The 23,089-nt window shown below is 37.3% G+C and carries 22 protein-coding genes; 15 read left to right on the top strand and 7 right to left on the bottom strand.

Translation table 11 applies throughout. The features are described 5' to 3' along the window. The first annotated feature begins 15 nt into the window (after positions 1–15). Complete coding sequence (gene mgtE, locus IGJ37_RS10145) at positions 16–1,377, top strand: magnesium transporter (RefSeq protein WP_002362548.1); 1,362 nt, start codon at positions 16–18, stop codon at positions 1,375–1,377. Between the two features lie 117 nt (positions 1,378–1,494). Here mgtE and cutC read toward each other — a convergent pair whose 3' ends face one another. Continuing rightward, a complete protein-coding gene (gene cutC, locus IGJ37_RS10140) occupies positions 1,495–2,124 on the bottom strand; it encodes a copper homeostasis protein CutC (RefSeq protein WP_002359565.1) in 630 nt (209 codons plus the stop codon). 129 nt (positions 2,125–2,253) lie between these two features. On the opposite strand from cutC, the gene IGJ37_RS10135 reads away from it, so the two are divergent. Next, positions 2,254–3,099, top strand: coding sequence for a methyltransferase domain-containing protein (locus IGJ37_RS10135; protein WP_010821060.1), 846 nt, complete (start codon positions 2,254–2,256; stop codon positions 3,097–3,099). A gap of 314 nt (positions 3,100–3,413) precedes the next feature. Further along, positions 3,414–3,920 (top strand): tRNA (uridine(34)/cytosine(34)/5-carboxymethylaminomethyluridine(34)-2'-O)-methyltransferase TrmL, encoded by a 507-nt coding sequence (gene trmL / locus IGJ37_RS10130; RefSeq protein ID WP_002356493.1) that lies wholly within the window; start codon positions 3,414–3,416, stop codon positions 3,918–3,920. Positions 3,921–3,950: 30 nt separating this feature from the next. On the opposite strand, the gene IGJ37_RS10125 is transcribed toward trmL, so the two are convergent. Beyond that, positions 3,951–5,219, bottom strand: a complete 1,269-nt coding sequence (locus tag IGJ37_RS10125; protein WP_244322688.1) for a DUF4041 domain-containing protein — start codon at positions 5,217–5,219, stop codon at positions 3,951–3,953. 225 nt (positions 5,220–5,444) lie between these two features. On the opposite strand from IGJ37_RS10125, the gene IGJ37_RS10120 reads away from it, so the two are divergent. Together IGJ37_RS10120 and recD2 are read left to right on the top strand one after the other, a co-directional pair. Continuing rightward, entirely contained in the window at positions 5,445–6,089 is a 645-nt protein-coding gene (locus IGJ37_RS10120; protein WP_002365042.1) for a histidine phosphatase family protein, read from the top strand. Positions 6,090–6,115: 26 nt separating this feature from the next. Further along, a complete protein-coding gene (gene recD2 / locus IGJ37_RS10115) occupies positions 6,116–8,725 on the top strand; it encodes an SF1B family DNA helicase RecD2 (RefSeq protein WP_002372267.1) in 2,610 nt (869 codons plus the stop codon). A gap of 66 nt (positions 8,726–8,791) precedes the next feature. Here the strand turns inward: recD2 and IGJ37_RS10110 are convergent, their stop codons facing one another. Next, the gene (locus tag IGJ37_RS10110; protein WP_002356498.1) at positions 8,792–9,751 is read right to left on the bottom strand and encodes a diacylglycerol/lipid kinase family protein; all 960 of its coding nucleotides are present in this window, start codon (positions 9,749–9,751) and stop codon (positions 8,792–8,794) included. A gap of 262 nt (positions 9,752–10,013) precedes the next feature. Between IGJ37_RS10110 and IGJ37_RS10105 the strand changes: the two genes are divergently transcribed. Both IGJ37_RS10105 and IGJ37_RS10100 read left to right on the top strand, forming a co-directional pair. After that, positions 10,014–10,520, top strand: coding sequence for a QueT transporter family protein (locus IGJ37_RS10105; RefSeq protein ID WP_002356499.1), 507 nt, complete (start codon positions 10,014–10,016; stop codon positions 10,518–10,520). A gap of 237 nt (positions 10,521–10,757) precedes the next feature. Next, positions 10,758–11,963: an aminoacyltransferase gene (locus IGJ37_RS10100; RefSeq protein ID WP_002385715.1), complete on the top strand. Its 1,206-nt coding sequence runs from the start codon at positions 10,758–10,760 to the stop codon at positions 11,961–11,963. A 55-nt stretch (positions 11,964–12,018) separates the two neighbouring features. Here the strand turns inward: IGJ37_RS10100 and IGJ37_RS10095 are convergent, their stop codons facing one another. Genes IGJ37_RS10095 through IGJ37_RS10080 form a run of 4 tightly spaced genes read right to left on the bottom strand, consistent with a single transcriptional unit; the run spans position 12,019 to position 14,990 of the window. Next, positions 12,019–12,654: an ECF transporter S component gene (locus IGJ37_RS10095; RefSeq protein WP_002356501.1), complete on the bottom strand. Its 636-nt coding sequence runs from the start codon at positions 12,652–12,654 to the stop codon at positions 12,019–12,021. Between the two features lie 3 nt (positions 12,655–12,657). Further along, a complete protein-coding gene (coaC, locus tag IGJ37_RS10090; protein ID WP_002365039.1) occupies positions 12,658–13,212 on the bottom strand; it encodes a phosphopantothenoylcysteine decarboxylase in 555 nt (184 codons plus the stop codon). Beyond that, the gene (gene coaB, locus IGJ37_RS10085) at positions 13,209–13,982 is read right to left on the bottom strand and encodes a phosphopantothenate--cysteine ligase (RefSeq protein ID WP_002381480.1); all 774 of its coding nucleotides are present in this window, start codon (positions 13,980–13,982) and stop codon (positions 13,209–13,211) included. Before coaB ends, coaC begins: the two co-directional genes overlap by 4 nt. 15 nt (positions 13,983–13,997) lie before the next feature. Then, positions 13,998–14,990 (bottom strand): YhdH/YhfP family quinone oxidoreductase, encoded by a 993-nt coding sequence (locus IGJ37_RS10080; protein WP_002356506.1) that lies wholly within the window; start codon positions 14,988–14,990, stop codon positions 13,998–14,000. A gap of 263 nt (positions 14,991–15,253) precedes the next feature. Between IGJ37_RS10080 and IGJ37_RS10075 the strand changes: the two genes are divergently transcribed. The 8 genes from IGJ37_RS10075 (at position 15,254) to IGJ37_RS10040 (ending at position 23,042) form a co-directional block, all read left to right on the top strand. Continuing rightward, positions 15,254–15,796: a helix-turn-helix domain-containing protein gene (locus IGJ37_RS10075; protein WP_002359576.1), complete on the top strand. Its 543-nt coding sequence runs from the start codon at positions 15,254–15,256 to the stop codon at positions 15,794–15,796. A gap of 25 nt (positions 15,797–15,821) precedes the next feature. Then, entirely contained in the window at positions 15,822–16,907 is a 1,086-nt protein-coding gene (locus tag IGJ37_RS10070) for an ABC transporter ATP-binding protein (RefSeq protein WP_002356508.1), read from the top strand. Between the two features lie 18 nt (positions 16,908–16,925). Beyond that, positions 16,926–17,732 (top strand): ABC transporter permease, encoded by an 807-nt coding sequence (locus IGJ37_RS10065; protein ID WP_002356510.1) that lies wholly within the window; start codon positions 16,926–16,928, stop codon positions 17,730–17,732. Beyond that, complete coding sequence (locus tag IGJ37_RS10060) at positions 17,732–18,568, top strand: ABC transporter permease (RefSeq protein ID WP_002356512.1); 837 nt, start codon at positions 17,732–17,734, stop codon at positions 18,566–18,568. The genes IGJ37_RS10065 and IGJ37_RS10060 overlap by 1 nt, the downstream gene beginning before the upstream one ends. Then, complete coding sequence (locus tag IGJ37_RS10055) at positions 18,565–19,638, top strand: ABC transporter substrate-binding protein (RefSeq protein WP_002413451.1); 1,074 nt, start codon at positions 18,565–18,567, stop codon at positions 19,636–19,638. The genes IGJ37_RS10060 and IGJ37_RS10055 overlap by 4 nt, the downstream gene beginning before the upstream one ends. 148 nt (positions 19,639–19,786) lie before the next feature. After that, on the top strand, positions 19,787–20,470 hold the full coding sequence (locus tag IGJ37_RS10050; protein ID WP_010823099.1) for a TVP38/TMEM64 family protein: 684 nt from the start codon (positions 19,787–19,789) through the stop codon (positions 20,468–20,470). Between the two features lie 109 nt (positions 20,471–20,579). Beyond that, a complete protein-coding gene (locus IGJ37_RS10045) occupies positions 20,580–21,872 on the top strand; it encodes a GntP family permease (protein ID WP_002359581.1) in 1,293 nt (430 codons plus the stop codon). A 21-nt stretch (positions 21,873–21,893) separates the two neighbouring features. Further along, positions 21,894–23,042: a glycerate kinase gene (locus IGJ37_RS10040; protein ID WP_002370503.1), complete on the top strand. Its 1,149-nt coding sequence runs from the start codon at positions 21,894–21,896 to the stop codon at positions 23,040–23,042. Positions 23,043–23,089: the final 47 nt, after the last annotated feature.

The raw sequence follows: 23,089 nt of genomic DNA, 5'->3' as shown, positions 1-23,089 counted from the left end.
AGGGGAAAGTGTAAGATGAATGAAGGCCAAGAAATGGAAGAGCAATTTGCCCTTCTTTTAGAAACGCTAAAAAATCAACAAATGAACGAATTTCGTGAGCTATTTTTAGCGTTACACATTTATGAACAAGGACAATTTTACCAATCGTTAGATGAAAAAGACCGACAACATTTATACAATTACCTATCTCCGAAAGAACTAGCGGATATGTTTGATGTTATCGAAGAAGATAATGAGAATATGAAAGATTATTTAGCTGAAATGCGCCCAAGTTATGCAGCAGATATGTTAGCTGAGATGTATACCGATAATGCGGTGGATTTACTAAATATGTTAGATAAAAGTCAAAAGGCGAAATATCTTAGTTTGTTAAGTAGTGAAGAAGCAGGCGAAATTAAAGAGTTACTTCATTACGAAGATGAAACTGCTGGGGCGATTATGACCACCGAATTTGTTTCGATTGTGGCGAATCAAACAGTGCGTTCTGCGATGTACGTCTTAAAGAATCAAGCGGACATGGCGGAAACAATCTATTACGTTTACGTAGTCGACCAAGAAAATCATTTAGTTGGCGTTATTTCGTTGCGGGATTTAATTGTTAATGATGATGATACCTTGATTGCTGATATTTTGAATGAACGGGTTATTTCAGTTCATGTTGGCGATGACCAAGAAGATGTCGCGCAAACAATTCGTGACTATGACTTCTTAGCTGTGCCAGTTACAGATTATGATGATCATTTGTTGGGGATTGTAACAGTTGATGATATTATTGATGTTATCGATGATGAAGCCGCTAGCGACTACTCTGGTTTAGCCGGGGTCGACGTTGAAGAAGTTAGTGAGAACCCTTTAAAAGCCGCTTCTAAACGATTACCTTGGTTAATTACACTATTGTTTTTAGGAATGTCTACGGCCTCGTTAATCAGTAATTATGAGTCGTTAGTTAGCGAAGCGAGTATTTTAGCCGTTTTTATTTCTTTAATTACCGGAACAGCCGGCAATGCCGGGACACAATCATTGGCGGTCGCGGTACGCCGTTTGGCTATGAAAGATGAAAAGGATAGTAATTTTGGTCGCTTAATCTTAAGTGAAGTACTCACGGGACTAGTGACGGGGGCTGTGACAGGTTTAACCATTATGATTGTGGTTGGCGTGTGGCAACATAATCTTCCGCTTGGATTTGTGATTGGGATGGCAATGCTCTGTGCAATTACTGTGGCGAATTTAGCAGGGAGTTTAATCCCAATGTTAATGGATAAATTAGGGTTTGATCCAGCAGTTGCCAGTGGCCCGTTTATTACTACCTTAAGTGATTTAACCAGTGTATTAATTTATTTCAATATTGCCAGCATGTTTATGCGTTATTTTGTTTAAAAAATTGCACTTATTTATCATGAGACTGAGGTAAAAGGATTCGTTGGTTTGCTTGAAATCAAAAAAGTGAGATAGCCGTTAATACGACGGCTACCTCACTTTTTTAGATACAAGAAATTAAACAATTTTTGTGCCATGGACTTCTGTGACTTTTAAAGTGTCCATCACAGTTTGAACGTTTTCTGTGGAAATACCGCCACCTGGTAAAATAAGAATCCGTTGATCTGCGTAGGCAATTAATTCTTTTAAATGATCAAAGTTGTCTTCGATAGGGGTACCAGCTGGCCCGCCATGAGTTAAAATACGCGTCACACCACGCTCAGCTAACCAGTCGATCGCCTTAAATTGGTTTTCTTTCGACAAGGCATCAAAAGCCATATGGAAAGTGATTTGCAAGCCTTCAGCTGTTTCAATGAATAAGTCCAAAGCTTCTTCATCTAACCAACCGTCCTCAGTTAAACAGCCAATAACAATGCCGTCGGTTCCTAATTTCTTTGCTTCGATTAAATCGGTATGCATAATTTTTAATTCAATATCATTATAGACAAAATTGCCGCCACGAGGACGAATGATTGTCATCACTGGTACAGAATGTTCGCCAGCGTATGCTAAGACTTCTTCAATAACACCAGTACTTGGCGTCGTTCCACCTACGGCTAAGTTATCGCATAATTCGATGCGATTCGCACCTTTTTGAATGGCTTGGGGAATCTTAGTGAAATTTTCGGCACAGAATTCTTTAATCATTTATTATCGCTCCTTGCTTTTTCTTCACAGGCATTGTACCATAATTCTGCTTACTACCATAGCCCTGAAAAAAAGAGTGCAACTTTTTATAAGAGAAAATGTTCATTTAATGAACGTAAGGAGTTTTAAATGTTAAAGAAAATTGAACGAGCACAACAATTATTGAAAAAAGAAGCAGCCGTATTTCGCTGTCCAACTTGTCATGAACCAATGCATGTAGAAGGGGTTGGTCTGATTTGTCAACAGAGGCATCAATTTGATTTATCCAAGAAAGGCACGCTATACTTTCTAAATCATGGCGTTCAGACAGAATATAATAAAAAAATGTTTACTTCTCGAGGAAAAATGATTCAAAGTGGCATGTACGCGCCTGTTTTAAACAAAATTATGTACTATCTTCCTCAAAATAAAACAGTAGTCGATGTTGGTTGTGGTGAAGGGAGTTTTCTAGCTGAGTTAAGTCAAGCAGGCTTATCTGGACTGAAAATCGGGTTTGATTTATCAAAGGAAGGAATCTATTTAGCAAGTAATCAGCCAATTGATGCGTTTTGGTGTGTGGCGGATTTAACGAATTTGCCATTTGCGAATGAAGGGCTTGATACGATTTTAAATATTTTTTCCCCTTCACATTATCAAGAATTTCGGCGAGTACTAAAAGCTGACGGGACTGTGATTAAAATTATTCCTGAAGAGAATTACTTAAAGGAATTACGAGCGGCTTTTTATCCCAATGACGAAAAGAAACAAAGTTATTCCAATCAAAAAGTAGTCCAACGTTTTGCCGAGGAATTAGCAGTGGAAGTAGATGAACGAATAACTTATTGCTTTGACATTCCCGAGGAAAGACGGTTGGATTTATTAGAAATGTCGCCATTAGAGTGGCAAGTTTCTCAAGAAGTTAAAGCCGAGCTACAACAGCGACCATTGGAAAAAATCACGATTGACGTCCGCTTGTTAGTAGGTCGTAAAAGATAGACTTTTTTGTGAAGAAAATCCTAAAAAAGTCTTGCAATAAAGTGACATTGGTGTTATATTACTTACAAGTTGTTTTTTCATTGGTTTTTATCAGGGTCCTGTTCTGATAAAAGTTAGTGAAGAGACCTTCACTAACGTAACGACTCGCCGTGCTAGACACCGAGACGGTACGTTTTTTTTTATTGGTTAGAATAGCTGCCGCCTGACATCATCGCGTCATGCGGTTTTTTTTTTGAAAATAAGTATTGTGGGCGCTATTTATTTTGAATTTATGCTAAAATGAACACGATTGATATTTGAGGAGCTGAAGATAGTTGACGAACCATATTGTTTTATTTGAACCACAAATTCCAGCAAATACTGGAAATATTGCACGGACATGTGCAGCGACGAATACACCGTTGCATTTAATTGAACCTTTAGGATTTTCAACAGATGATAAACACTTAAAACGTGCCGGATTAGATTATTGGAATGATGTAAATATTACGTATCATAAAGATTTGGCTGCCTTTTTAGCCCATGTGGCAGGCAAACACTTGCATTTAGTAACCAAATTTGCTCACCAAACGTACAGCGAGGTCAATTATAATGATGGCGAGGACCATTATTTCCTTTTTGGAAAAGAAACAACGGGCTTACCAGAAACGTTTATGCGAGAAAACGAAGAAAAGTGTATCCGAATTCCTATGAATGATGAACATGTGCGCTCATTGAATCTTTCTAACACTGCCGCACTAATTGTTTATGAAGCCTTACGTCAGCAAAATTTTCCGAACTTAGAACTGACGCATCATTATGAAAATGATAAATTAGATTAAAAAACAAGGCACAAAGTTGTGCCTTGTTTTTTAATCTAATTCTAGGGAACGTCTATATTGTTCTGCTAAAGCTGTTTTTGTAAATGAAACGGTACCGTTATATTTTTCTAACACAACTTTTTCAATTTCCGATAAATTGACTTTGAAAAATTCTTTTCTAGAGTTTACTTTATTCACCTCTTGCGCTTTAAAATGCTTATGTAATTCATTTTCTAATTTAGGCGCATCTTCAGAAAAGATCATAGCATGTACATCAAATTCAAAAGGAACGGAGGCACTACCGAGCTCTTTAATACGATCCATTGGTTCTAGTCTACGAGTCATTCCAATTTTGTATATATGTTCACCAAAAGAACCTATATTACTAATAATATAAACGTATCCAGCACGAGTATTTAGTTCTCTTTCCAATACATTTTCTTTTACACGTTCTAACTCTTTTAATTTAAGTTCTAGTTCTTTTATTTTATCAATATAAAGTTGTTTTTCTACTTCTGAAGTCACTTTTTGGATATATCCCAATAATTTAGTGATTTCAGAATTAAATTGTCGTTCCTCCTTATCAATTCTCTTCTTCTCTCTATCTATTTCTCTGCGAACTTTTTCTTCCTCAATCATTTGTTCTTTTATTGCTTTTTGTTGCTCTTTTTCATCATTTTTTTTTACTATATATGAATAATTAAGCTCAAGAACTTCTAATTTTAATGCTAAATATTTTTTTGTAAACTTAACATTTTCCGATGCATATAGACGATTTATTTTATCAAACACTTTAATGATTTTTTCTCTAGTGGAGTCAATATTAGATAAACTTAATTTGTTAAGAAGTCCGGTTATCTCTGAATCTAAGGGAAGTAGCATCTTTTTCTTTAAAGTGGAACTCTCTTTTTTTGTCAGATATTTTTGGAAAAGGATAGCGCCATCTAATACTAGTTCTTTTTCTTTTAATTTTAATAAAGAAAGTTGATTTTTTATTTCAGATGAAGTGGTTTCTTCAATATTAGGAATTATTATTGAAGGATAAACTGCCAATAACGAAGGATCATATTTCCCTTCGATTTCTGTTACTAACTTTTCTTGTTCTTCTGAAAGATTGGAGACTATCGATACCAAGTTAGACGTTTTTGTTTCTAATTCTACGATATTTTTTTCTCTAGAATCTAGCTCTATTTCATATTCTTCTAATTGGGAAAATCTAAATGACAGTTCTTGTTGTAGATCTTGAGCATCTCGCCATTTTTTTGAACCTACAGCGACAAAATAAAGACCTGCTATAAATAATATAAAAACAATTAACATAATATAAACTCCTTTATTTATTAAAAATATAATCCTCATATAATTATAACGTTACTATAGAACAAAATCTACTTTTTATAGTGCTTTAATTTCTTTTTTTTCAACAATAGTTATTAGCGTAGAAGAATACGAACGAAGACCATTAGAAACTTCCATGGATATTTTCGCAGGGAAGTGATAAACTAGAAAGACATATGAAGAGATAAAGAAGTTTGGAGAAGTTACATGAAATTATATTTTACACGACATGGAAAAACTGAATGGAATCAACAGAAACGATTTCAAGGAATGACAGGAGATTCGCCGTTATTACCAACTAGTTATGACGAAATTAAACAATTAGGCCAATATTTACAAGATATTCCGTTTGAAAAAATTTATTCTAGTCCGCTGTTACGTGCTAAAAATACTGCGCGGGGAATTCAACAAGAATTGAATCGTCCAGTTGAAATTGTTTATACAGATAGCTTAAAAGAATTAGGTTTAGGTCGTTTAGAAGGACAATATATTGAAGAAATGCGTAATTTTTATGGAGAAGAATTAGATCATTTACGGCATCGTTTAGATTTGTATGATCCAACAATTTTTGATGGTGAACCAATCGAGCAAGCGATTCAACGGATTTCAGAAACAGTTGCTGAAGCGGCGAAACAGCACGAAGGTCCAGTTCTATTTGTCGGACACGGAGCAGCGCTGACGGCGGCAATCCAAGCGATGGCTGGTAAACCATTATCAGAATTACGGACAATGGGCGGGCTGTTAAACAATAGCCTTTCAATCCTTGAAACCAAAGAGGCATCAAGGAACATGCCGTACGACTTAACGTTATGGAATGATACGTCTTTTTTAGCTAAAGAAAAAGCACAATAAGCGCACAACAGAAAGGAGGGCTTGTAGTGGTAACACTTTTTGGTGAGGACGAAGAAAAAGCCTTTATTGTTGGGACTGTACAAGCAATCTTTTTTGAAAATCCCAGTAATTTTTATAAAGTCGTTCTTGTAAATGTGACCGATACAAATACAGATTATTTAGAAAAAGAAATTGTAGTAACTGGAAGTTTTGGCCAAGTTCAAGAAGAGGAACCCTATCGTTTCTTTGGTCATTTTGTGGACCATCCTCGTTATGGCAGACAGTTTCAGGTGGATAGTTATCAGCAAGAAAGACCGACTTCGGCTAGTGGGGTGGTTAACTATTTATCAAGTGATAAATTTCCTGGCATTGGTAAACGAACAGCTGAAAAAATTGTTGAAGTATTAGGGGAAAGTGCGATTGACCGAATTATTGATGACCCGAGTGTTTTGGAAGAAGTTACTGTTTTAAATGAAAAAAAACGTCAAGTAATCGTCGAAACAATTCGCTTGAATCACGGGATGGAGCAAGTGATTGTGGGACTAAATCGATACGGCTTCGGTAGTCAGTTAGCTTTTTCAATTTATCAAACCTATCAAGAAGAAACCCTTTCTGTGATTCAAGAAAATCCTTATCAGTTAGTTGAAGATATTGAGGGAGTCGGATTTAAACGAGCGGACAATATTGCTGAACAAATCGGCATTCAGGCGGATTCTGCTGTTCGAATTCGAGCGGCGATTTTACATGAAGTGTTTGAACACTCCATTCGCTCAGGCAATACGTATGTTCAAGCAGATGTTTTGTTAGAAGAAGCGATTCGGACCTTGGAAGCAAGTCGCCCAGTGGAAATCTCACCTGATCAAGTAGCCAATGAAATCATTACGTTAGTCGAACATGGAAAAATCCAACAAGAAGAGACTAAACTTTTTGAGAACAGTCTCTATTTTTCTGAATGGGGCATTGGTACTTCGATTCAGCGTTTACTTTCTCGTAAAAAAGAAATTCATTATGAGGAAGAAGAAGTCCAAAAAAATATCCGAATGATTGAGAAACGTTTAAATATTCAGTATGGCGACTCGCAACAAGCAGCGATTGAAGAAGCGATTAAATCGCCGTTATTTATTTTAACTGGAGGGCCCGGAACAGGGAAAACAACTGTTATTAATGGGATTGTCTCGTTGTTTGCGGAGCTAAATGGTCTTTCATTAGATCTCAAAGACTATACGCAGGAGATGTTTCCAATCTTGCTAGCGGCGCCAACTGGGCGAGCAGCGAAACGTATGAACGAAACGACAGGTTTACCTGCAAGTACCATCCATCGTTTGTTAGGCTTGACAGGTCGTGAAAAAAATCCGAGTTTAACCGCCAAAGAATTAGAAGGTGGTTTGCTAATTGTAGATGAAATGTCCATGGTGGATACTTGGTTAGCCAATACGTTATTAAAAGCTATTCCGACAAACATGCAAGTGATTTTTGTTGGTGATAAGGATCAGCTACCGTCTGTCGGTCCAGGTCAAGTCTTACATGACTTATTGCAAATTAACGAAATTCCCAAATGTGAGTTAAACGAAATTTATCGTCAAGGAGACGGTTCAAGTATTATTCCTCTTGCCCATGAAATTAAAGAAGGAAAGTTGCCTGCTGATTTTCAAAAAAATCAAAAGGATCGCTCGTTCTTTGCAAGTGATATTGGTCATATCGAAGAATACATTCGACAAATCGTCACAAAGGCAAAAGCAAAAGGGTTTACGCCACAAGATATCCAAGTTTTAGCGCCAATGTATCGTGGCGCAGCCGGCATTGATGCCTTGAATAAGATGATGCAAGAAATCTTCAATCCAAATGATGGTAAGAAAAAAGAAGTCAAATGGAATGACACCGTCTATCGGATTGGGGACAAAGTTTTGCAACTAGTCAATACGCCAGAATTAAATGTGTTCAATGGAGATATGGGAGAAATCGTCGGAATTACTTTAGCCAAAGACTCAGAGGACAAAGTGGACGAGTTGGTTTTACAGTTTGATAATAATGAAGTAACGTATAAAAGAAATGAATGGAATAAAATTACGTTATCCTATTGTTGTTCGATTCATAAAGCGCAAGGTAGTGAATTCCGCATGGTGTTACTGCCAATGGTTCATCAGTATAGCCGAATGCTGCAACGAAATTTGCTGTATACAGCAGTGACACGTAGTAAAGAATTATTAATTCTATTAGGTGAGGTTTCTGCTTTTGAAACATGTGTCAAAAACGAATCGGCTAGTCGCATGACGATGCTAAAAGAACGAATCGTGAATGCAGAACAAATGACCTTAACGACTAGAACCCAGTTAGAAGCCTATGAAGAAGGTTTAACGGCAGACCATCCATTTACTGAAAAGGAAACAAAAGCTGTCTCTTATGAAACTGAACAGCAATCAACGAAAGCCAATCAGATAAAAGAAACAGACGAGCAATTAGTTGACACAATGGTACAAGAAGTTTCACTATTTGCTGATGAAGGGGAAGAGTCAACCCCAGAAACAGCAAATAAAGCGACAAAAGTTGTCGAAGAACCATTACCAAAAGAACCACGACTAACAGTCGAAATTATTCAAACAAATGCTGTTGATCCAATGATTGGAATGAAGGATACGACGCCTTATCAATTTATGTGAGAAAAGGAAAGAGTGCCATAAGTCGTTTTGACTTATGGCACTCTTTTTCAACCTTAAGGGACTCAGTTAAAACCAAAACAAACGTTTTTGTGTGGTATAAACCATATCAATACTTCGTTTGCCTAAAATCTCGCCATCTGCGTGAATGGTTTGTGGAATCGTCGAAACAATTCGAATTTTACTTGATTGAAAATGATGAAAATGCTTAGATTTCCCTTGTTTTTGACGAAGCAATAGGAAAATAAGCCACAAAATTTTAAAAATATTGATTCGTTCCACGACAACTAAGTCCACGACTGCTTTGCGAGGATTGGCCGTCGGCATAATTGATACGCCCCCGCCAAAATAAGGATGATTTGTGACCGTACATAGGAAAGCACGATTAAATGTGTATTGTTTACCATTCATTTCAACTAAAATTGGAAAGCCTTTTTGTTTAAAAAAGACATGAATGATTGAAGAAATATAGGAAAGCGAGCCAAGCTTAAATTTATTTAAGGCTTTTTTTGATGACGATTCGTTGGTTTTTTCCACGATTGCCGCATCCAACCCTAAGCCAACATTATTGGTGGCTAAGCCGATTTCTTCTTGGTTGGCTTCTACATAATGAATTGTTTGAATTTCTTTTGGTCGTCTGGTGCGCAGGATTTGATGCAATGCTTTATCAATATTTCTTGATAATCCCACCCCCCGTGCAAAATCATTTCCAGAGCCGCATGGAATATAGCTTAAAGGAATAGCTGAATCATATGGAAGTAATGAATTAATGACATTATGTAGTGTGCCATCGCCGCCTAGCACGACTAGGATTGGAAAAGTTGAAACGTCTAAGTCTTCAGACCAAGGAAGTAAAGTTGTTTCTGCAAGTTCCTTCGTCAATTCTTTTTCATGTCCAGCGTAATCAGTGTAAAGAGCCGTATATTTAAGTTCTTGTTGCTTGAGTTGTTGAATCACTTTTCTAGCGACTTTTCGGCCATTGCCGCTACTTGCCTGCTCGTTGATAATAAGATAGTAGTGAATGTTCATTGAGCTCCTCCTTTGAATCGCTATTGTCCATTATACCAGAGGGAGGAACTTCTGCGAATAAAGATTGCTTAAAAAAGTAAAAAATGACTAGAAAAAGGCACGAAACAATGCATGAGAGGTGAAAACTGCAAATAAGTGCAAAGTAAAACAGGGCTTTCATTGACTATTTTGACTTTCCATATTAGAATGTGAACTGTTGCAATTGTAACCAAGGTTCATCAACCATCCCTTGTAAAAAAACTCGGAGAAAGAAGGAAAAAGTATGCAAAATTCGTTTCAAGCCAATCGAAAGCTAAGAACAGTCTTAGCCAATGGTATCATTATGGGCTTATATATTGTCCTCTCTTTATTGGTTCGGCCAGTTTCTTCTGGTATGATTCAATTTAGAATTTCAGAAAGTTTGAATCACCTAGTCGTTTTCAATCGCAAATTGATGTGGGGTGTTTTAGGCGGCGTTATCTTTTTTAACTTATTTTTTGGTTTCGGTGTAATGGATGCTCTGTTTGGTGGTGCGCAAACATTATTTGCGTTGAGCTTAACAGCTTTTTTACAAAAAAAGGTACCAAGTATTCCTGTTAGAATGTGTCTAAATAGTCTATTTTTCACTGTAAGTATGTTTTTTATTGCCTTTATGCTAGTACCAAGTGGCGGTCAAGCATTTTGGACAACTTATGGTTGGTTAGCATTAAGTGAAGCGATTATTATGACGATTTCAGCACCAATCATGTATTTTATCAACAAGTCATTAAAATTTGAAACACGTATTTAATTGAAAAGATGTGGATAGAAATGATTCATCCTTTGAATGGCAGTGAAGAAAAGTGTCGTTGCTATTAGTGAACTAAGTGATAGAATGAACTGTTTCTACCTCGTCTTTTTTACATAAAGAATAAGATCTACATTTTTTCTAAAAATTTTCATGTAAAACTTTACTAGTCTGTTGGAATACACTATGATAGTGTAAGATAAACGGACTATTGGAAAGTCACAGCAGAGGAGTTTGAACATGTACACATTTAAAATCGGTATTCCGGCAGAAGTACACGATACATTTGTTAAAAATCACCCATTATGTAATTTACTACAGTCATCTTCATGGGCAAAAGTCAAGGATAACTGGGGTTCTGAAATTGTTGGGGTTTATGAAAAGGATACATTAGTCGCATCAAGTTTAGTTTTAATCAAACCATTACCAGCCGGTTTTACGATGTTATATACACCAAGAGGTCCAGTAATGGACTATACAAATGAACGTTTGGTCAGCTACTTTATGGCTGAATTGAAAAAATTTGGCAAGAAAAAACGAGCTTTATTTATAAAAATGGATCCAGCGGTTCACTATCAAGATTTTCATTTGGGAGAAGAACATCAACCGCATGCTGAAGCGACAGCTATTATTGAGACCTTGAAAAAAGCAGGGGCCAAATATCAAGGACTGACAATGGATATGGGGGCCACCATCCAGCCCCGCTTCCAAGCGAATATTTATCGTGAAGATTTTAGTGAAGAACAATTGTCAAAAAGCACCAAGAAAATGATTAAAACAGCTGAAAAAAAAGGGGTCGTTGTGCAGCAAGGGCATGTTGACTTTGTTGATGAATTTGAAAAAGTCATTCAATCAACCATGGAACGCCAACATATTTCTTTACGGAATAGTGATTACTTTAAGAAGCTGTTGAACATTTACCCAGAAGACTCCTTTATTATGCTGGCGCAAGTCAATTTAAAGGAACGCTTAGATAGCACGCGACAACGCTATGACAAAAATCAAAAAGACTTGAGTAATTTGAAAGAAAATCAAGTGAAAAAGCGCCATAATTTAGAAGAATTAGATGCTTCCTTGACTCGGGAACTAAAAGAATTAGAAGAAAATATCGCAGAAGCTGGTGAAATCGTCACGGTTGCTGGCGCTTTGGCTGTGACATTTGGTCCAACAAGTGAAATCCTTTATGCTGGCTTAGATGATCGTTATAAACGCTACATGCCAACATATGTGACTTGGCGAGATGCCATTCAAGAATGTTTTAACCGTGGCTGCGAAAGCTGTAATATGGGCGGCTTAGAAGGTAGTTTAAATGATGGCTTAATTAAGTTTAAAGCGAACTTCAACCCAACGATTAATGAATTTATTGGGGAATTCGATTTACCGGTTAATAAATTATTATTTAAAGCCAGTGAATATGCCTATAAATTACGAAAACAAAAAAAATAAATAAAAAACACAGGGACTAAAAATCAAACTTGATTTTTAGTCCCTGTGTTTTTTTCTATAGTTTTTGCGTTGCATTCCGTTTCATTAAGCGAAGCAAAACGCTAGCAATTGCTGAAGCAGCTACACCAGCAACAAGAGCTTCTGGCACACCAGAACTGAAAATCGTCGCAATAATAGCTAGGTAAACAGCAGTTCCAGCTTTACCAATAATTTCAGCATAAGCTGAATTAAAAAGAAAATAAATCATGTTCATGACTAAAATGGTATTCGTTGCTGAGCCTAAAACACCAGCCACAAATAAGGAGACAGGTTGCGCTTTTTCCTTCGTTAATTTATTTAGCCATTTGTAAGCGAAATAAGGAACGACCCCAATTAAAATCCGCGGAATGAGCACAATTAAAAGTGCCTTCCAACTACCATGATCGGTACCGATCACAGGAATAAATGGAGAAAAAACAAACGACAAAGGTGTTGGTGCTGTCGTATTTTTAATTAAGCTAATGATCCCAAACGTGCCGCCCAACATACTACCGATTTTTGGCCCTAAAACAATGGAACCAATAATTACAGGAATATGCATCGTGGTCGAATTTAAAGGACCTAATGTGATAAATCCTAGTGGGGTTAAAGCCAGTAAAAGTAAGATAGCTAAGAACATTGCTGTTAACGTAAATTTTTTCGTGTTATTCATAAATTACTCCTTGTTATCAGATGCTAAAATTTTCATCACTGTTTGAAGGATATCTTCAACAGTGGCAAGTGCGCCACGACCATAATCGCCACAAGCTAAAAGAGCCTCCCGTGGGATTATTTCTTGATAGCCGACTTCTTTTAAAATGCCAATATTTCGTTGGACAATGGGGTTTTGGTACATATACGTATTCATCGCGGGCGCAATAATTTTGGGTGTTTCAGGATAAAGTGCCAAAGCAACTGTTGATAATAAGTCGTCGGCAATCCCATGTGCTAATTTCCCAATTGTATTGGCCGAAGCAGGTGCTACTAAAAATAAATCCGCTTTTTTAGCTAACTCAATGTGATTAATTTTACTGGGATCAATTTCCATCATGACATCCGTATGCACTGGATTCTTAGAAAGTGATTGTAAGGTAAGCGGAGTGATGAACGCTGTGCTGCTTTTAGTCATTAAAATTTCCACATTGTAGCCAAGCTTAGTTAGTTGACTTGTAATATCTGCTGCTTTATATGCAGAAATGCTGCCAGAGACGCCTAATAAAATAGTTTTCATTGTTGTTCTCTCCATTTCTTTTCAACATTTTTAACGATCATTGAACCAATCCCTTGTTTTGAACAAGCTTCTTGGACAATGCCCGTTTCGTTAATTAATAATCCTTCGTGTTCTGTTTCATGAACGTTCATCAAGTCATTGGCTAAGACAAAGTCACACCGATTTTTAACCAAAGCGGCTTGTGCAACCTGGACAAGTTCTTCTTGTGAAACGTCGACAAGTAATTTAAAGCCCACTAAAACAGTTTGGGGTTGCTTGTCACGAATCATTTGGATGACTTTAGGATTTTTCTTTAGAAAAATTAATAATCGATCCGTATCAGATGAAATTTTTGTTGCTGTTTGAGGAATATCAGCAATCTGATTCAATGTGTTTTGAACGATAGTTGCCAAGGCTTCTTTGGTCTTTGGCAATGTTTGTTCGCTTAATTGTTGAGCAAAAGAATCAATAAATTGTTCTTCCGTTTGCGCGGCTTCCGTCGTAAAATCACTGACTGCCATTGCGTGAACAATCGCATCAAATTGCTTTTCAGCAAAGAGTTGTTCTAACGTAGTAGCTAATTCAACCGTTGTTTCTATTTCTTTAATTGATAAGTCCAATTGTTGGGTTGGACGTAATGCATGTTTGGTTGTTACGTAGGTTACGGTGTGTCCAGCAGCTAAAAAACTTTCAGCAATTGCTTTTCCTAGTCCGCCAGAAGAATGATTGGTAATCGAACGAACATTATCAATCGGTTCTGACGTTCCGCCAGCAGTAACTAAAACATCCATAATCAAAACGCCTCCTTAAGAAATTCGGACAATGGTCCGTCCAATATGTTGGCCTGCTTGTAATGCTTCAAAAACAGGGGGAAGTTCTTCTAAAGTAATCTCTTGATACACAGCTTTTTCAGTGATGTCTAAATCAGTGGCAAGACGTTGCCAGACTATTTTTCGTTTGTCCATACCAACATTAACCGAATCAATGCCCAATAAATGAACGCCCCGTAAAATAAAGGGTAAAACGGTTGTCTCTAATGTAATTCCAGCAGCGCGGCCACAAATGGCTGAACGGCCATCATAACGAAGTTGTGGTAAAACAGCAGAAGTAATTTCCCCACCAGTGGTATCAATTGCAAAAGCAAAACGCTGTTTCATCAATGCTTTAACAGGAGTTGCTAAGAAATCTTCTACTAATAAGCATTCACTAACACCTAACTCTTTTAAAAGCTCAAAAGAATCTGGCTTTCTAGTTAATGCAGTGATTGAAGTGTAGCCTAATTGATGCAACATCGCAATAGACAATGTCGCAACACCGCCTGTCGCACCAGTTACAATAATGGGGGCTTCTTTGTCGTCGCGTAAGCCATCGTCTTCTAAAGCTGTGACAGATAATCCAGCCGTAAAGCCAGCAGTTCCGAAAATCATTGCTTCTTTGAGACTCATTTTTTCAGGAAGTGGAACTACCCAATCGCCAGGAACACGCACATATTCAGAATAACCACCAGTATGACTAACCCCTAATTGATAGCCTGTTACGATCACTTTATCGCCTTCTTTGAAACGAGGATCTTCCGATGTGACAACAGTGCCACTGACATCAATTCCTGGAATCATTGGATAATTGCGAATCACACCGCCGTCTTTTTTTGAAGCTAAAGAGTCTTTAAAGTTAACTGAGGAGTAGGCTGCTTTGATTACTACAGTGCCTTCTGATAAGTCGTCTAAAGTAATGGTTTCTAGTTGACCAATAACAGATGTATCTTGTTCTCTTAACGTAAATGCTTGAAATGAATTCATATAAAAACTCTCCTTCCAATTATGTAAAAAAGCAACTCGTCTTATTTTATCATATTCTGATTTTTTCGTATCATTTTTCTTCTTATAAACAGTAAGTTATACAGAAAAGAAAGATTGTGTGACAATTAGACTAGAAAAATAAAGAAAAATGGTTGAAATTTTTCAAAAAGTTCGTATACTAAAAAAGGTAAAACTAAACTGTAAGTTTAGTATTACAAAACTTTTGTTGAAAAGATTAGCTGAAAATAGAAACGAGGTGTGCCATGGAAATTGGTGAGAAGTTGAGAAATTTACGCATTCAGAAAAATTTAACACAAGAAGAATTAGGCGAAAGAACGGATTTATCCAAAGGCTATATTTCCCAATTGGAGCGGGATTTAAGCTCACCATCAATGGAAACATTTTTCTCAATTTTAGAAGTACTAGGCGTGACGCCAGAGCAGTTTTTTAGTCAGCAACCGCTTGAACAGAAAATTGTCTACAATGAAGAAGAAAGTACCCTCTATTATGATGAAGAACATGGCTATGAACTAAAATGGTTAATTCCAGCCTCAAATGAAAAAGAAATGGAACCTGTCATTATTACTTTTGATAAAAATGGCGAATATAAAACGTTTGAACCTTCTCTATCGGAAACATTTATTTATGTGATTGATGGCTCCATTTGTTTGACATTAGGGGAAGCCACGTATATTGCTAAAAAAGGTCAAACCATGTATTACCAAGCAACAGAACCTCACCAAATTAGCAACAATGGTCGAGGAAAAAGTCGTGCGTTAATTGTGGCGACAGAATCGTATTTATAAAGGACGAAATGGAGGAGTTTATCCAGTGAGAAACCATGTGATTTCATTTGAAAATGTTGTCAAACAATTTGACGATGAACCAGTATTAAAAAATGTCAGCTTTGAAATTGAAGAAGGAAAATTTTATACGTTATTAGGACCTTCAGGATGTGGCAAAACAACGATTTTGCGTATTATTGCGGGATTCAATGACGTGACTTCTGGCGATGTTTATTTTGATGGTAAAAGAATAAATGATGTACCTGCCAATAAACGCCAAGTCAATACCGTGTTTCAGGATTATGCTTTGTTTCCTCACATGAATGTTTTTGATAATGTTGCGTTTGGTTTAAAAATCAAAAAACTATCCAAAGCAGAAATTGAAAAAAAAGTGAAAGAGGCATTACGTTTGGTTCAATTACCCGGCTACGAAACACGTGAAATTAGTGAAATGTCTGGGGGCCAGCGTCAGCGGGTCGCAATTGCACGAGCGATTGTCAATGAGCCAAAAGTATTGCTTTTAGATGAGCCGTTATCCGCTTTAGATTTGAAATTACGCACAGCGATGCAATATGAACTACGTGATTTACAACAACGTTTAGGAATTACTTTTATTTTTGTGACCCATGATCAAGAAGAAGCATTAGCGATGAGTGATGAAATTTTTGTCATGAATAAAGGTCATATCGTGCAAAGTGGCACACCAGTCGATATTTATGATGAACCGATTAATCACTTTGTTGCTGACTTTGTAGGGGAAAGTAATATTGTGGATGGCGTGATGCTGGAAGATAATTTAGTTTCATTTGTGGGCAAAAAGTTTGAGTGTGTCGATGGCGGCATGCGGAAAAATGAACCTGTAGAAGTCGTTTTACGTCCAGAAGACTTAACGATTACCACGCTTGAAAAAGGCAAGCTAACCGTAACGGTGGACACGCAGTTATTCCGCGGCGTTCATTATGAAATTATTTGTTTTGATGAACAAGGAAATGAATGGATGGTGCATTCCACTCGAAAAGCCAAAGAAGGCGCTCAAGTAGGGCTCTCTTTTGAGCCAGAAGATATTCACGTGATGCGCTTCAATGAATCAGAAGAAGACTTTGATGCCCGTTTAGAAAGTTACGACGAGTAAACGAAAGGGGAAAATAAAATGAAAACAATGCGTCGAATTTATTCGATTCCCTATGTAATGTGGTTACTTTTATTCGTCATTGCGCCAGTGCTAATGATTATTTATCAATCATTTTTCGATATGAATGGACAGTTTACTTTGGCGAATTACCAAACGTATTTTACATCAGGAACGTATTTAAGTATGACCATTAATTCAGTGTGGTATGCTTTTCTGATTACCATTTTTACGTTATTGGTAAGTTATCCTACGGCTTATTTTTTGACAAAGCTCAAGCATAAACAGTTGTGGTTAATGCTCGTTATTTTACCAACGTGGGTGAATTTATTATTAAAAGCTTATGCCTTTATTGGGATTTTCAGTATTCATGGGAGTATCAATCAGTTTATGAGTTTTATGGGTTTGGGCACGCACCAAATTCTGTTTACAGATTTCAGTTTTTTATTTGTCGCAACGTATATTGAAATTCCATTTATGATTATGCCGATTTTTAATGCCTTAGAAGAGATGAATCCTTCATTGATTAGTGCTAGTCGGGACTTAGGAGCTAGCAGTGCGGAAACGTTCCGCCGTGTCATTTTTCCTCTCTCCCTAAACGGTGTGAAAAGTGGCGTTCAAGCTGTCTTTATTCCTTCGCTCTCGCTCTTTATGTTAACGCGTTTAATTGGCGGCAATCGGGTGATTACGTTGGGAACGGCGATTGAGGAACACTTCTTAGTAACGCAAAACTGGGGCATGGGTTCAACAATAGGTGTGATTTTAATTGTTGCCATGTTTATTGTGATGTTGCTGACGGGTGAGAAGAAGAAAGGGCGTGGCAAATAATGCAAAAGAAAAAGTTTAAATGGTCTTATGTGTATTTATTCGTTGTCTTTGCGCTACTGTACGCACCAATCTTTTATTTGATTTTTTATTCGTTTAACGACACGCAAACGATGAATCAGTTTACTGGTTTTACGTTAGATAATTATCGGAACGTTTTCGAAGACACACGCTTGTTAACCATTGTTCTGAATACGTTTTTGCTAGCTTTCTTATCGGCTTTAATAGCAACCATCATTGGAACATTTGGCGCGATGGGGATTTATTATACAAAACGTCGTAAAAACCGGAACACGTTGCTTAGCTTTAATAACATTTTACTCGTTTCACCAGATGTTATTATTGGAGCCAGTTTCTTAATTTTCTTCACAGCAGTAGGGTTTATCAGTTTAGGTTTTACAAGTGTATTATTGTCGCATATTGCCTTTAGTATTCCAATTGTTGTTTTAATGGTTTTACCAAAACTACAAGAGATGAACGATTCTATGGTAGATGCGGCACGGGATTTAGGGGCTAATAATGTTCAAGTGATTAAAAATATTATTTTGCCTTTTTTGGCGCCAGGAATTATTGCTGGCTACTTTATGGCCTTTACTTATTCGTTGGACGATTTTGCCGTAACATTCTTTGTGACAGGCAATGGTTTTTCAACATTATCTGTTGAAATTTATTCACGAGCACGTCAGGGAATTAGTTTAGAAATCAATGCCTTAAGTGCGTTAGTATTTCTATTCTCAATGATTCTAGTTGTCGGTTATTACTTTATCAGTAAAGACAATACGCCAAAACGTTTAAAGAAAATGCGTCGGGAACAAAGTGAGGTGGCCAAGTTAAAATGAAAAAATTACAGTCACTTTTTATTGGAATTATCGCTATTATTGTCATCTTGTTTTTTGGCGTGCGCCAATTGGAGAAAGCAAGTGGTATGGCAGGAGCAGATACTTTAACCATTTACAATTGGGGGGACTATATAGATCCGGCCTTGATTAAGAAATTTGAAAAAGAAACAGGCTATAAAGTCAATTACGAAACCTTTGATTCTAATGAAGCTATGTATACAAAAATTCAGCAAGGTGGCACAGCCTATGATATTGCCATTCCTTCTGAATATATGATTCAAAAAATGATGAAAGCGAAGATGCTTTTACCACTTGATCACAGCAAATTAAAAGGCTTAGAAAACATTGATGCACGCTTTTTAGATCAATCCTTCGATCCCAAAAATAAGTTTTCCGTTCCGTACTTCTGGGGCACGTTGGGGATTATTTATAATGATAAATTTATTGACGGTCGTCAGATCCAACATTGGGATGATTTATGGCGCCCGGAATTAAAAAATAATGTCATGTTGATTGATGGCGCTCGCGAAGTGTTAGGATTATCTTTGAACAGTTTAGGCTATTCGTTAAACAGTAAAAACGACCAACAATTACGTCTGGCTACCGATAAGTTAAACCGATTAACGAACAATGTCAAAGCAATTGTTGCCGATGAAATCAAAATGTACATGGCTAATGAAGAAAGTGCAGTTGCTGTAACTTTCTCTGGTGAAGCTGCTGAAATGCTAGAAAACAATGAACATCTACATTATGTGATTCCCAGTGAAGGATCTAATCTCTGGTTTGATAACATTGTGATGCCTAAGACAGCCAAAAATAAAGACGGCGCCTATGCATTTATGAACTTTATGTTACGACCAGAAAATGCAGCACAAAATGCAGAATATATTGGTTATTCCACACCAAATAAAGAAGCTAAAAAACTATTACCAAAAGAAGTTGCCGAAGATAAACAATTTTATCCAGATGATGAAACCATCAAACATTTAGAAGTTTACCAAGATTTAGGTCAAGAATACTTAGGAATTTATAACGATCTGTTCTTGGAGTTTAAGATGTATCGGAAATAAAAAAATACCTTCATAACTTTCGAATCGCCCCTAAAAGCTAGATTTTTAGTCTAACTTTTAGGGGCGGCTTTTATTCATACAAGCTTCTAATTGAGGCACAAAGAATCCTGTGCTACACTTTGTATAAAGCATAAAAGGAGCAAAGAAAATGAAAAGGAAAACAATCCGAATACTACTAATCAGTAGCGGGCTTATTTTAATCCTACTGGTAGGTTACCGTTTGTATCTAGAATATCAAACAGATATTCAATTATTTTTGAATCCTAAAGCCAGTAAGACACAATTATTAGAGCGAATTCGTTCACATGGTTTTTCAGCAGCGCTGTTGTTAGTTTTTTTGACCGCGATCATGTGTGCAGTACCAGGGATTCCAACCTCGGTAATTGGTGTGATTGCAGGATTGAGTTTTGGTCCCTTCAGCGGCACACTCATTAACGTTTTAGGGAATAGTTTGGGAAATTTAATTGCAATCTTTTTGATGCATCATATAAAATTTTTAGATAAAAAAACGGAGACCAATCATTGGGTCCAGTCCATTCGACGGATGAAGCATCCAAAAATTGGGATTATGGTGGGCTACATGATTCCAATTATTCCTTCTTCTGTGATTAATTTTGCTGCAGATACTATGCAGTTGCCATTAAAAAATTTAATAGCCGCGATATTCATTGGTGTAATTCCTTCCTCAATACTTTACGCATGTGGAGGCGAAGCGCTATTTCATGGATATAATAAAACGGCAGTATTGTTAATTGTGAGTGTTCTTTTGTTCGTTGGCTTGGTGGTCATTATTGAGAAAGATAGAAAAAGATTTCAAAAAACTGTTCTTTAAGAACGGTTTTTTTGTGCATTTGAACAATAAATCCTGTTAAATTTACAATTTTAAAAAGAAAGGACTTTGATAGAATGAAAGCGTAAACAATTTAAGGAGCTGATTTTGAATGCCAGATATTACAATATCTTGGGTTGCTGCAATTTTAGGATTAGTTGTAGCGATAGTATTAATTTTGAAAAAATTTAATCCTGTGTATTCCTTGTTTTTTGGTGCAATTGTTGGTTGTCTTATTGGAGGCGCTTCCCTGTCAGATACAGTCGCTGTTCTATTAAACGGAACACAAAGTATTATGGGAACCGCAATCCGTGTCTTAGCAGCCGGTATGTTGGCGGGTGTGATGATGGAATCCGGTGCGGCAGAATCAATTGCCAACGCCATTGTACAAAAGCTTGGCGAGAAAAAAGCTATTTTATCTTTGGCATTATCCACAATGGTAATTACAGCAGTGGGCGTATTCATTCCTGTTGCAGTGTTGATTGTTGCCCCGATTGCTCTATCTGTTGGGAAAAGTACGGGTATCAGTAAGTTATCATTATTGATTGCCTTATCAGGTGGCGGCAAAGCGGGCAATATTATTTCGCCTAATCCAAATACTATTGCAGCGGCGAACGGCTTTGATTTACCTTTAAGTGACGTTATGATTGCTGGTTTTATTCCAGCCGTATTTGGCTTAATTACAGCTGTTGTTCTTGCAAATATCATGAGAAGCAAAGGATCAATGGTCAAAGAAACGGATCTTGTAGAGGAACAAACAAAAGAATTATTACCTTTGAAAAAGGCGTTAATCGCGCCAGTGTTAGCGATTGTCTTATTATTACTTAATCCGATTGGCGCCGTTTTAAATATTTCTTTCATCAAAAGTTTGAATATTGATGCTCTGTATATTTTGCCGTTCGCTTCAGTTGTTGGGACAATTGCGATTGGGCAAACAAAACAACTGGCCTTTTATGCATCTTCTGGCTTGAAGAGAGTAACCGATACCGTTTTAATTTTAATTGGTGCAGGTGCAATTGCTGGATTAATTTCTGTTTCTGATTTATCAACACAAATTGTCCACTTAATTTCTGTTATGGGAATTTCTGGAACCTTCTTGGCACCGATTTCTGGTATTTTAATGGGCTTAGCAGTTGGTTCAACATCCACAGCGGTTATTTTAGCGACAGGTTCTTTTGGACCAGCGATTTTAGATATGGGCACATCTTCACTTTCAGCAGCAGTCATGGTGCATACTGGGGCAACTGTGATTGATAGTGTTCCTCAAGGCAATTATTTCCATATTACGGCACAAAGTATGAATATGACGATTAAAGAAAGAATTCGAGTGATTCCTTATGAAATGTGTGTCGGTGGGGTAATGACGATTGTTGCAACCATTTTATATGGCTTTATTTTAAACTAGTTGGAAAGTAGGCGCGAAAAGATGACGAAAAAATTTGTTTTGGCTCCAGACTCATTTAAAGAAAGTATGAGTGCAAAAGAAGCCTGTCTGGCAATGGAAAAAGGGATTTTAGCTGTATTTAAAGATGCAGACATTCAACATGTCCCGATGGCAGATGGCGGGGAAGGAACGGTGGATTCCTTAGTGGATGCAACAGGAGGCACAAGAATACCAGTGCGTGTGGCAGGACCGCTTCCTGATCAAATCGTTGAAACCTATTACGGCTTATTAGGTGACCAAGAAACGGTGGTCATTGAAATGGCGAAAGCTAACGGAATTGAATTGGTCAAAGCAGCAGAACGTAATCCCTTGATCACTTCTACTTATGGTACAGGAGAAATGATTCAACATGCGCTCAATCATGGGGCAAAAAAAATCATTATCGGCATTGGTGGTAGCGTGACAAATGATGGGGGTGCAGGTATGATTCAGGCACTTGGTGCGCGTTTGTTAGACAAGGAAGGGCAAGAATTGACACGTGGCGGTGGTGCATTAGATAAACTGGCGCAGATCGATTTAACACAGTTTGATCAACGCATTTTTGCTACCGAAGTTCTAGTAGCAAGTGATGTGAATAACCCACTAACAGGGCCAACAGGGGCGTCTCATGTCTTTGGCCCGCAAAAAGGTGCGACAGAAGAAATGGTGGCTCAATTAGATAAAAACTTAGCCCATTATGCAGCGATCATCAAAAAAGAGATCGGCATTGATGTTGAGATGATGCCAGGCGCAGGAGCCGCTGGCGGTTTGGGTGCAGGGTTACTAGCATTCACAAAAGCTCAGTTACGCCCAGGAATTGATATTGTCGTAGAAGTGAATCAATTAGAAGAAAAAATAAAAGCCGCTGATTATGTCTTTACTGGTGAAGGCGGTATGGATTTTCAAACAAAATTTGGCAAAGCCCCTTATGGCGTCTCACGTTTGGCCAAGAAGTATCAAAAACCGGTTTTCGCTTGTGCTGGCTATATCGGCAAAGATGTGGATGTCCTCTATGAAGAAGGGATGACGGCTATTTTTGGAATTTTGGCCAAAGCCGAACCATTGGAAGCAGCATTGAAAAATGGACCAGTTAACTTAGAAAGAACCGTTGAAAATATTGCTCGTACATTACAGCTGGTGCCTTGTGACTAAGAATTAACCATGGTATCATCAGTAATGAAAGCTGAAATAAAAATGTT

The organism is Enterococcus sp. AZ104, assembly GCF_050546705.1.
Taxonomy (GTDB): domain Bacteria; phylum Bacillota; class Bacilli; order Lactobacillales; family Enterococcaceae; genus Enterococcus; species Enterococcus faecalis.
The sequence above is the reverse complement of the archived record's forward strand: the minus strand, read 5'-3'. Positions and strand labels throughout refer to the sequence as shown.

Excerpts from the sequence above, each read along its gene's own strand:
- cutC (WP_002359565.1), bottom strand. The coding sequence starts at position 2,124 with ATGATTAAAGAATTCTGTGCCGAAAATTTCACTAAGATTCCCCAAGCC.
- IGJ37_RS10095 (WP_002356501.1), bottom strand. The coding sequence starts at position 12,654 with ATGAATAACACGAAAAAATTTACGTTAACAGCAATGTTCTTAGCTATC.
- IGJ37_RS10100 (WP_002385715.1), top strand. The coding sequence starts at position 10,758 with ATGTACACATTTAAAATCGGTATTCCGGCAGAAGTACACGATACATTT.
- coaB (WP_002381480.1), bottom strand. The coding sequence starts at position 13,982 with ATGGATGTTTTAGTTACTGCTGGCGGAACGTCAGAACCGATTGATAAT.
- IGJ37_RS10105 (WP_002356499.1), top strand. The coding sequence starts at position 10,014 with ATGCAAAATTCGTTTCAAGCCAATCGAAAGCTAAGAACAGTCTTAGCC.
- IGJ37_RS10045 (WP_002359581.1), top strand. The coding sequence starts at position 20,580 with ATGCCAGATATTACAATATCTTGGGTTGCTGCAATTTTAGGATTAGTT.
- IGJ37_RS10135 (WP_010821060.1), top strand. The coding sequence starts at position 2,254 with ATGTTAAAGAAAATTGAACGAGCACAACAATTATTGAAAAAAGAAGCA.
- IGJ37_RS10075 (WP_002359576.1), top strand. The coding sequence starts at position 15,254 with ATGGAAATTGGTGAGAAGTTGAGAAATTTACGCATTCAGAAAAATTTA.
- IGJ37_RS10120 (WP_002365042.1), top strand. The coding sequence starts at position 5,445 with ATGAAATTATATTTTACACGACATGGAAAAACTGAATGGAATCAACAG.
- IGJ37_RS10065 (WP_002356510.1), top strand. The coding sequence starts at position 16,926 with ATGAAAACAATGCGTCGAATTTATTCGATTCCCTATGTAATGTGGTTA.
- IGJ37_RS10080 (WP_002356506.1), bottom strand. The coding sequence starts at position 14,990 with ATGAATTCATTTCAAGCATTTACGTTAAGAGAACAAGATACATCTGTT.
- IGJ37_RS10055 (WP_002413451.1), top strand. The coding sequence starts at position 18,565 with ATGAAAAAATTACAGTCACTTTTTATTGGAATTATCGCTATTATTGTC.
- IGJ37_RS10110 (WP_002356498.1), bottom strand. The coding sequence starts at position 9,751 with ATGAACATTCACTACTATCTTATTATCAACGAGCAGGCAAGTAGCGGC.
- IGJ37_RS10125 (WP_244322688.1), bottom strand. The coding sequence starts at position 5,219 with ATGTTAATTGTTTTTATATTATTTATAGCAGGTCTTTATTTTGTCGCT.
- IGJ37_RS10060 (WP_002356512.1), top strand. The coding sequence starts at position 17,732 with ATGCAAAAGAAAAAGTTTAAATGGTCTTATGTGTATTTATTCGTTGTC.
- mgtE (WP_002362548.1), top strand. The coding sequence starts at position 16 with ATGAATGAAGGCCAAGAAATGGAAGAGCAATTTGCCCTTCTTTTAGAA.
- coaC (WP_002365039.1), bottom strand. The coding sequence starts at position 13,212 with ATGAAAACTATTTTATTAGGCGTCTCTGGCAGCATTTCTGCATATAAA.
- IGJ37_RS10040 (WP_002370503.1), top strand. The coding sequence starts at position 21,894 with ATGACGAAAAAATTTGTTTTGGCTCCAGACTCATTTAAAGAAAGTATG.
- IGJ37_RS10050 (WP_010823099.1), top strand. The coding sequence starts at position 19,787 with ATGAAAAGGAAAACAATCCGAATACTACTAATCAGTAGCGGGCTTATT.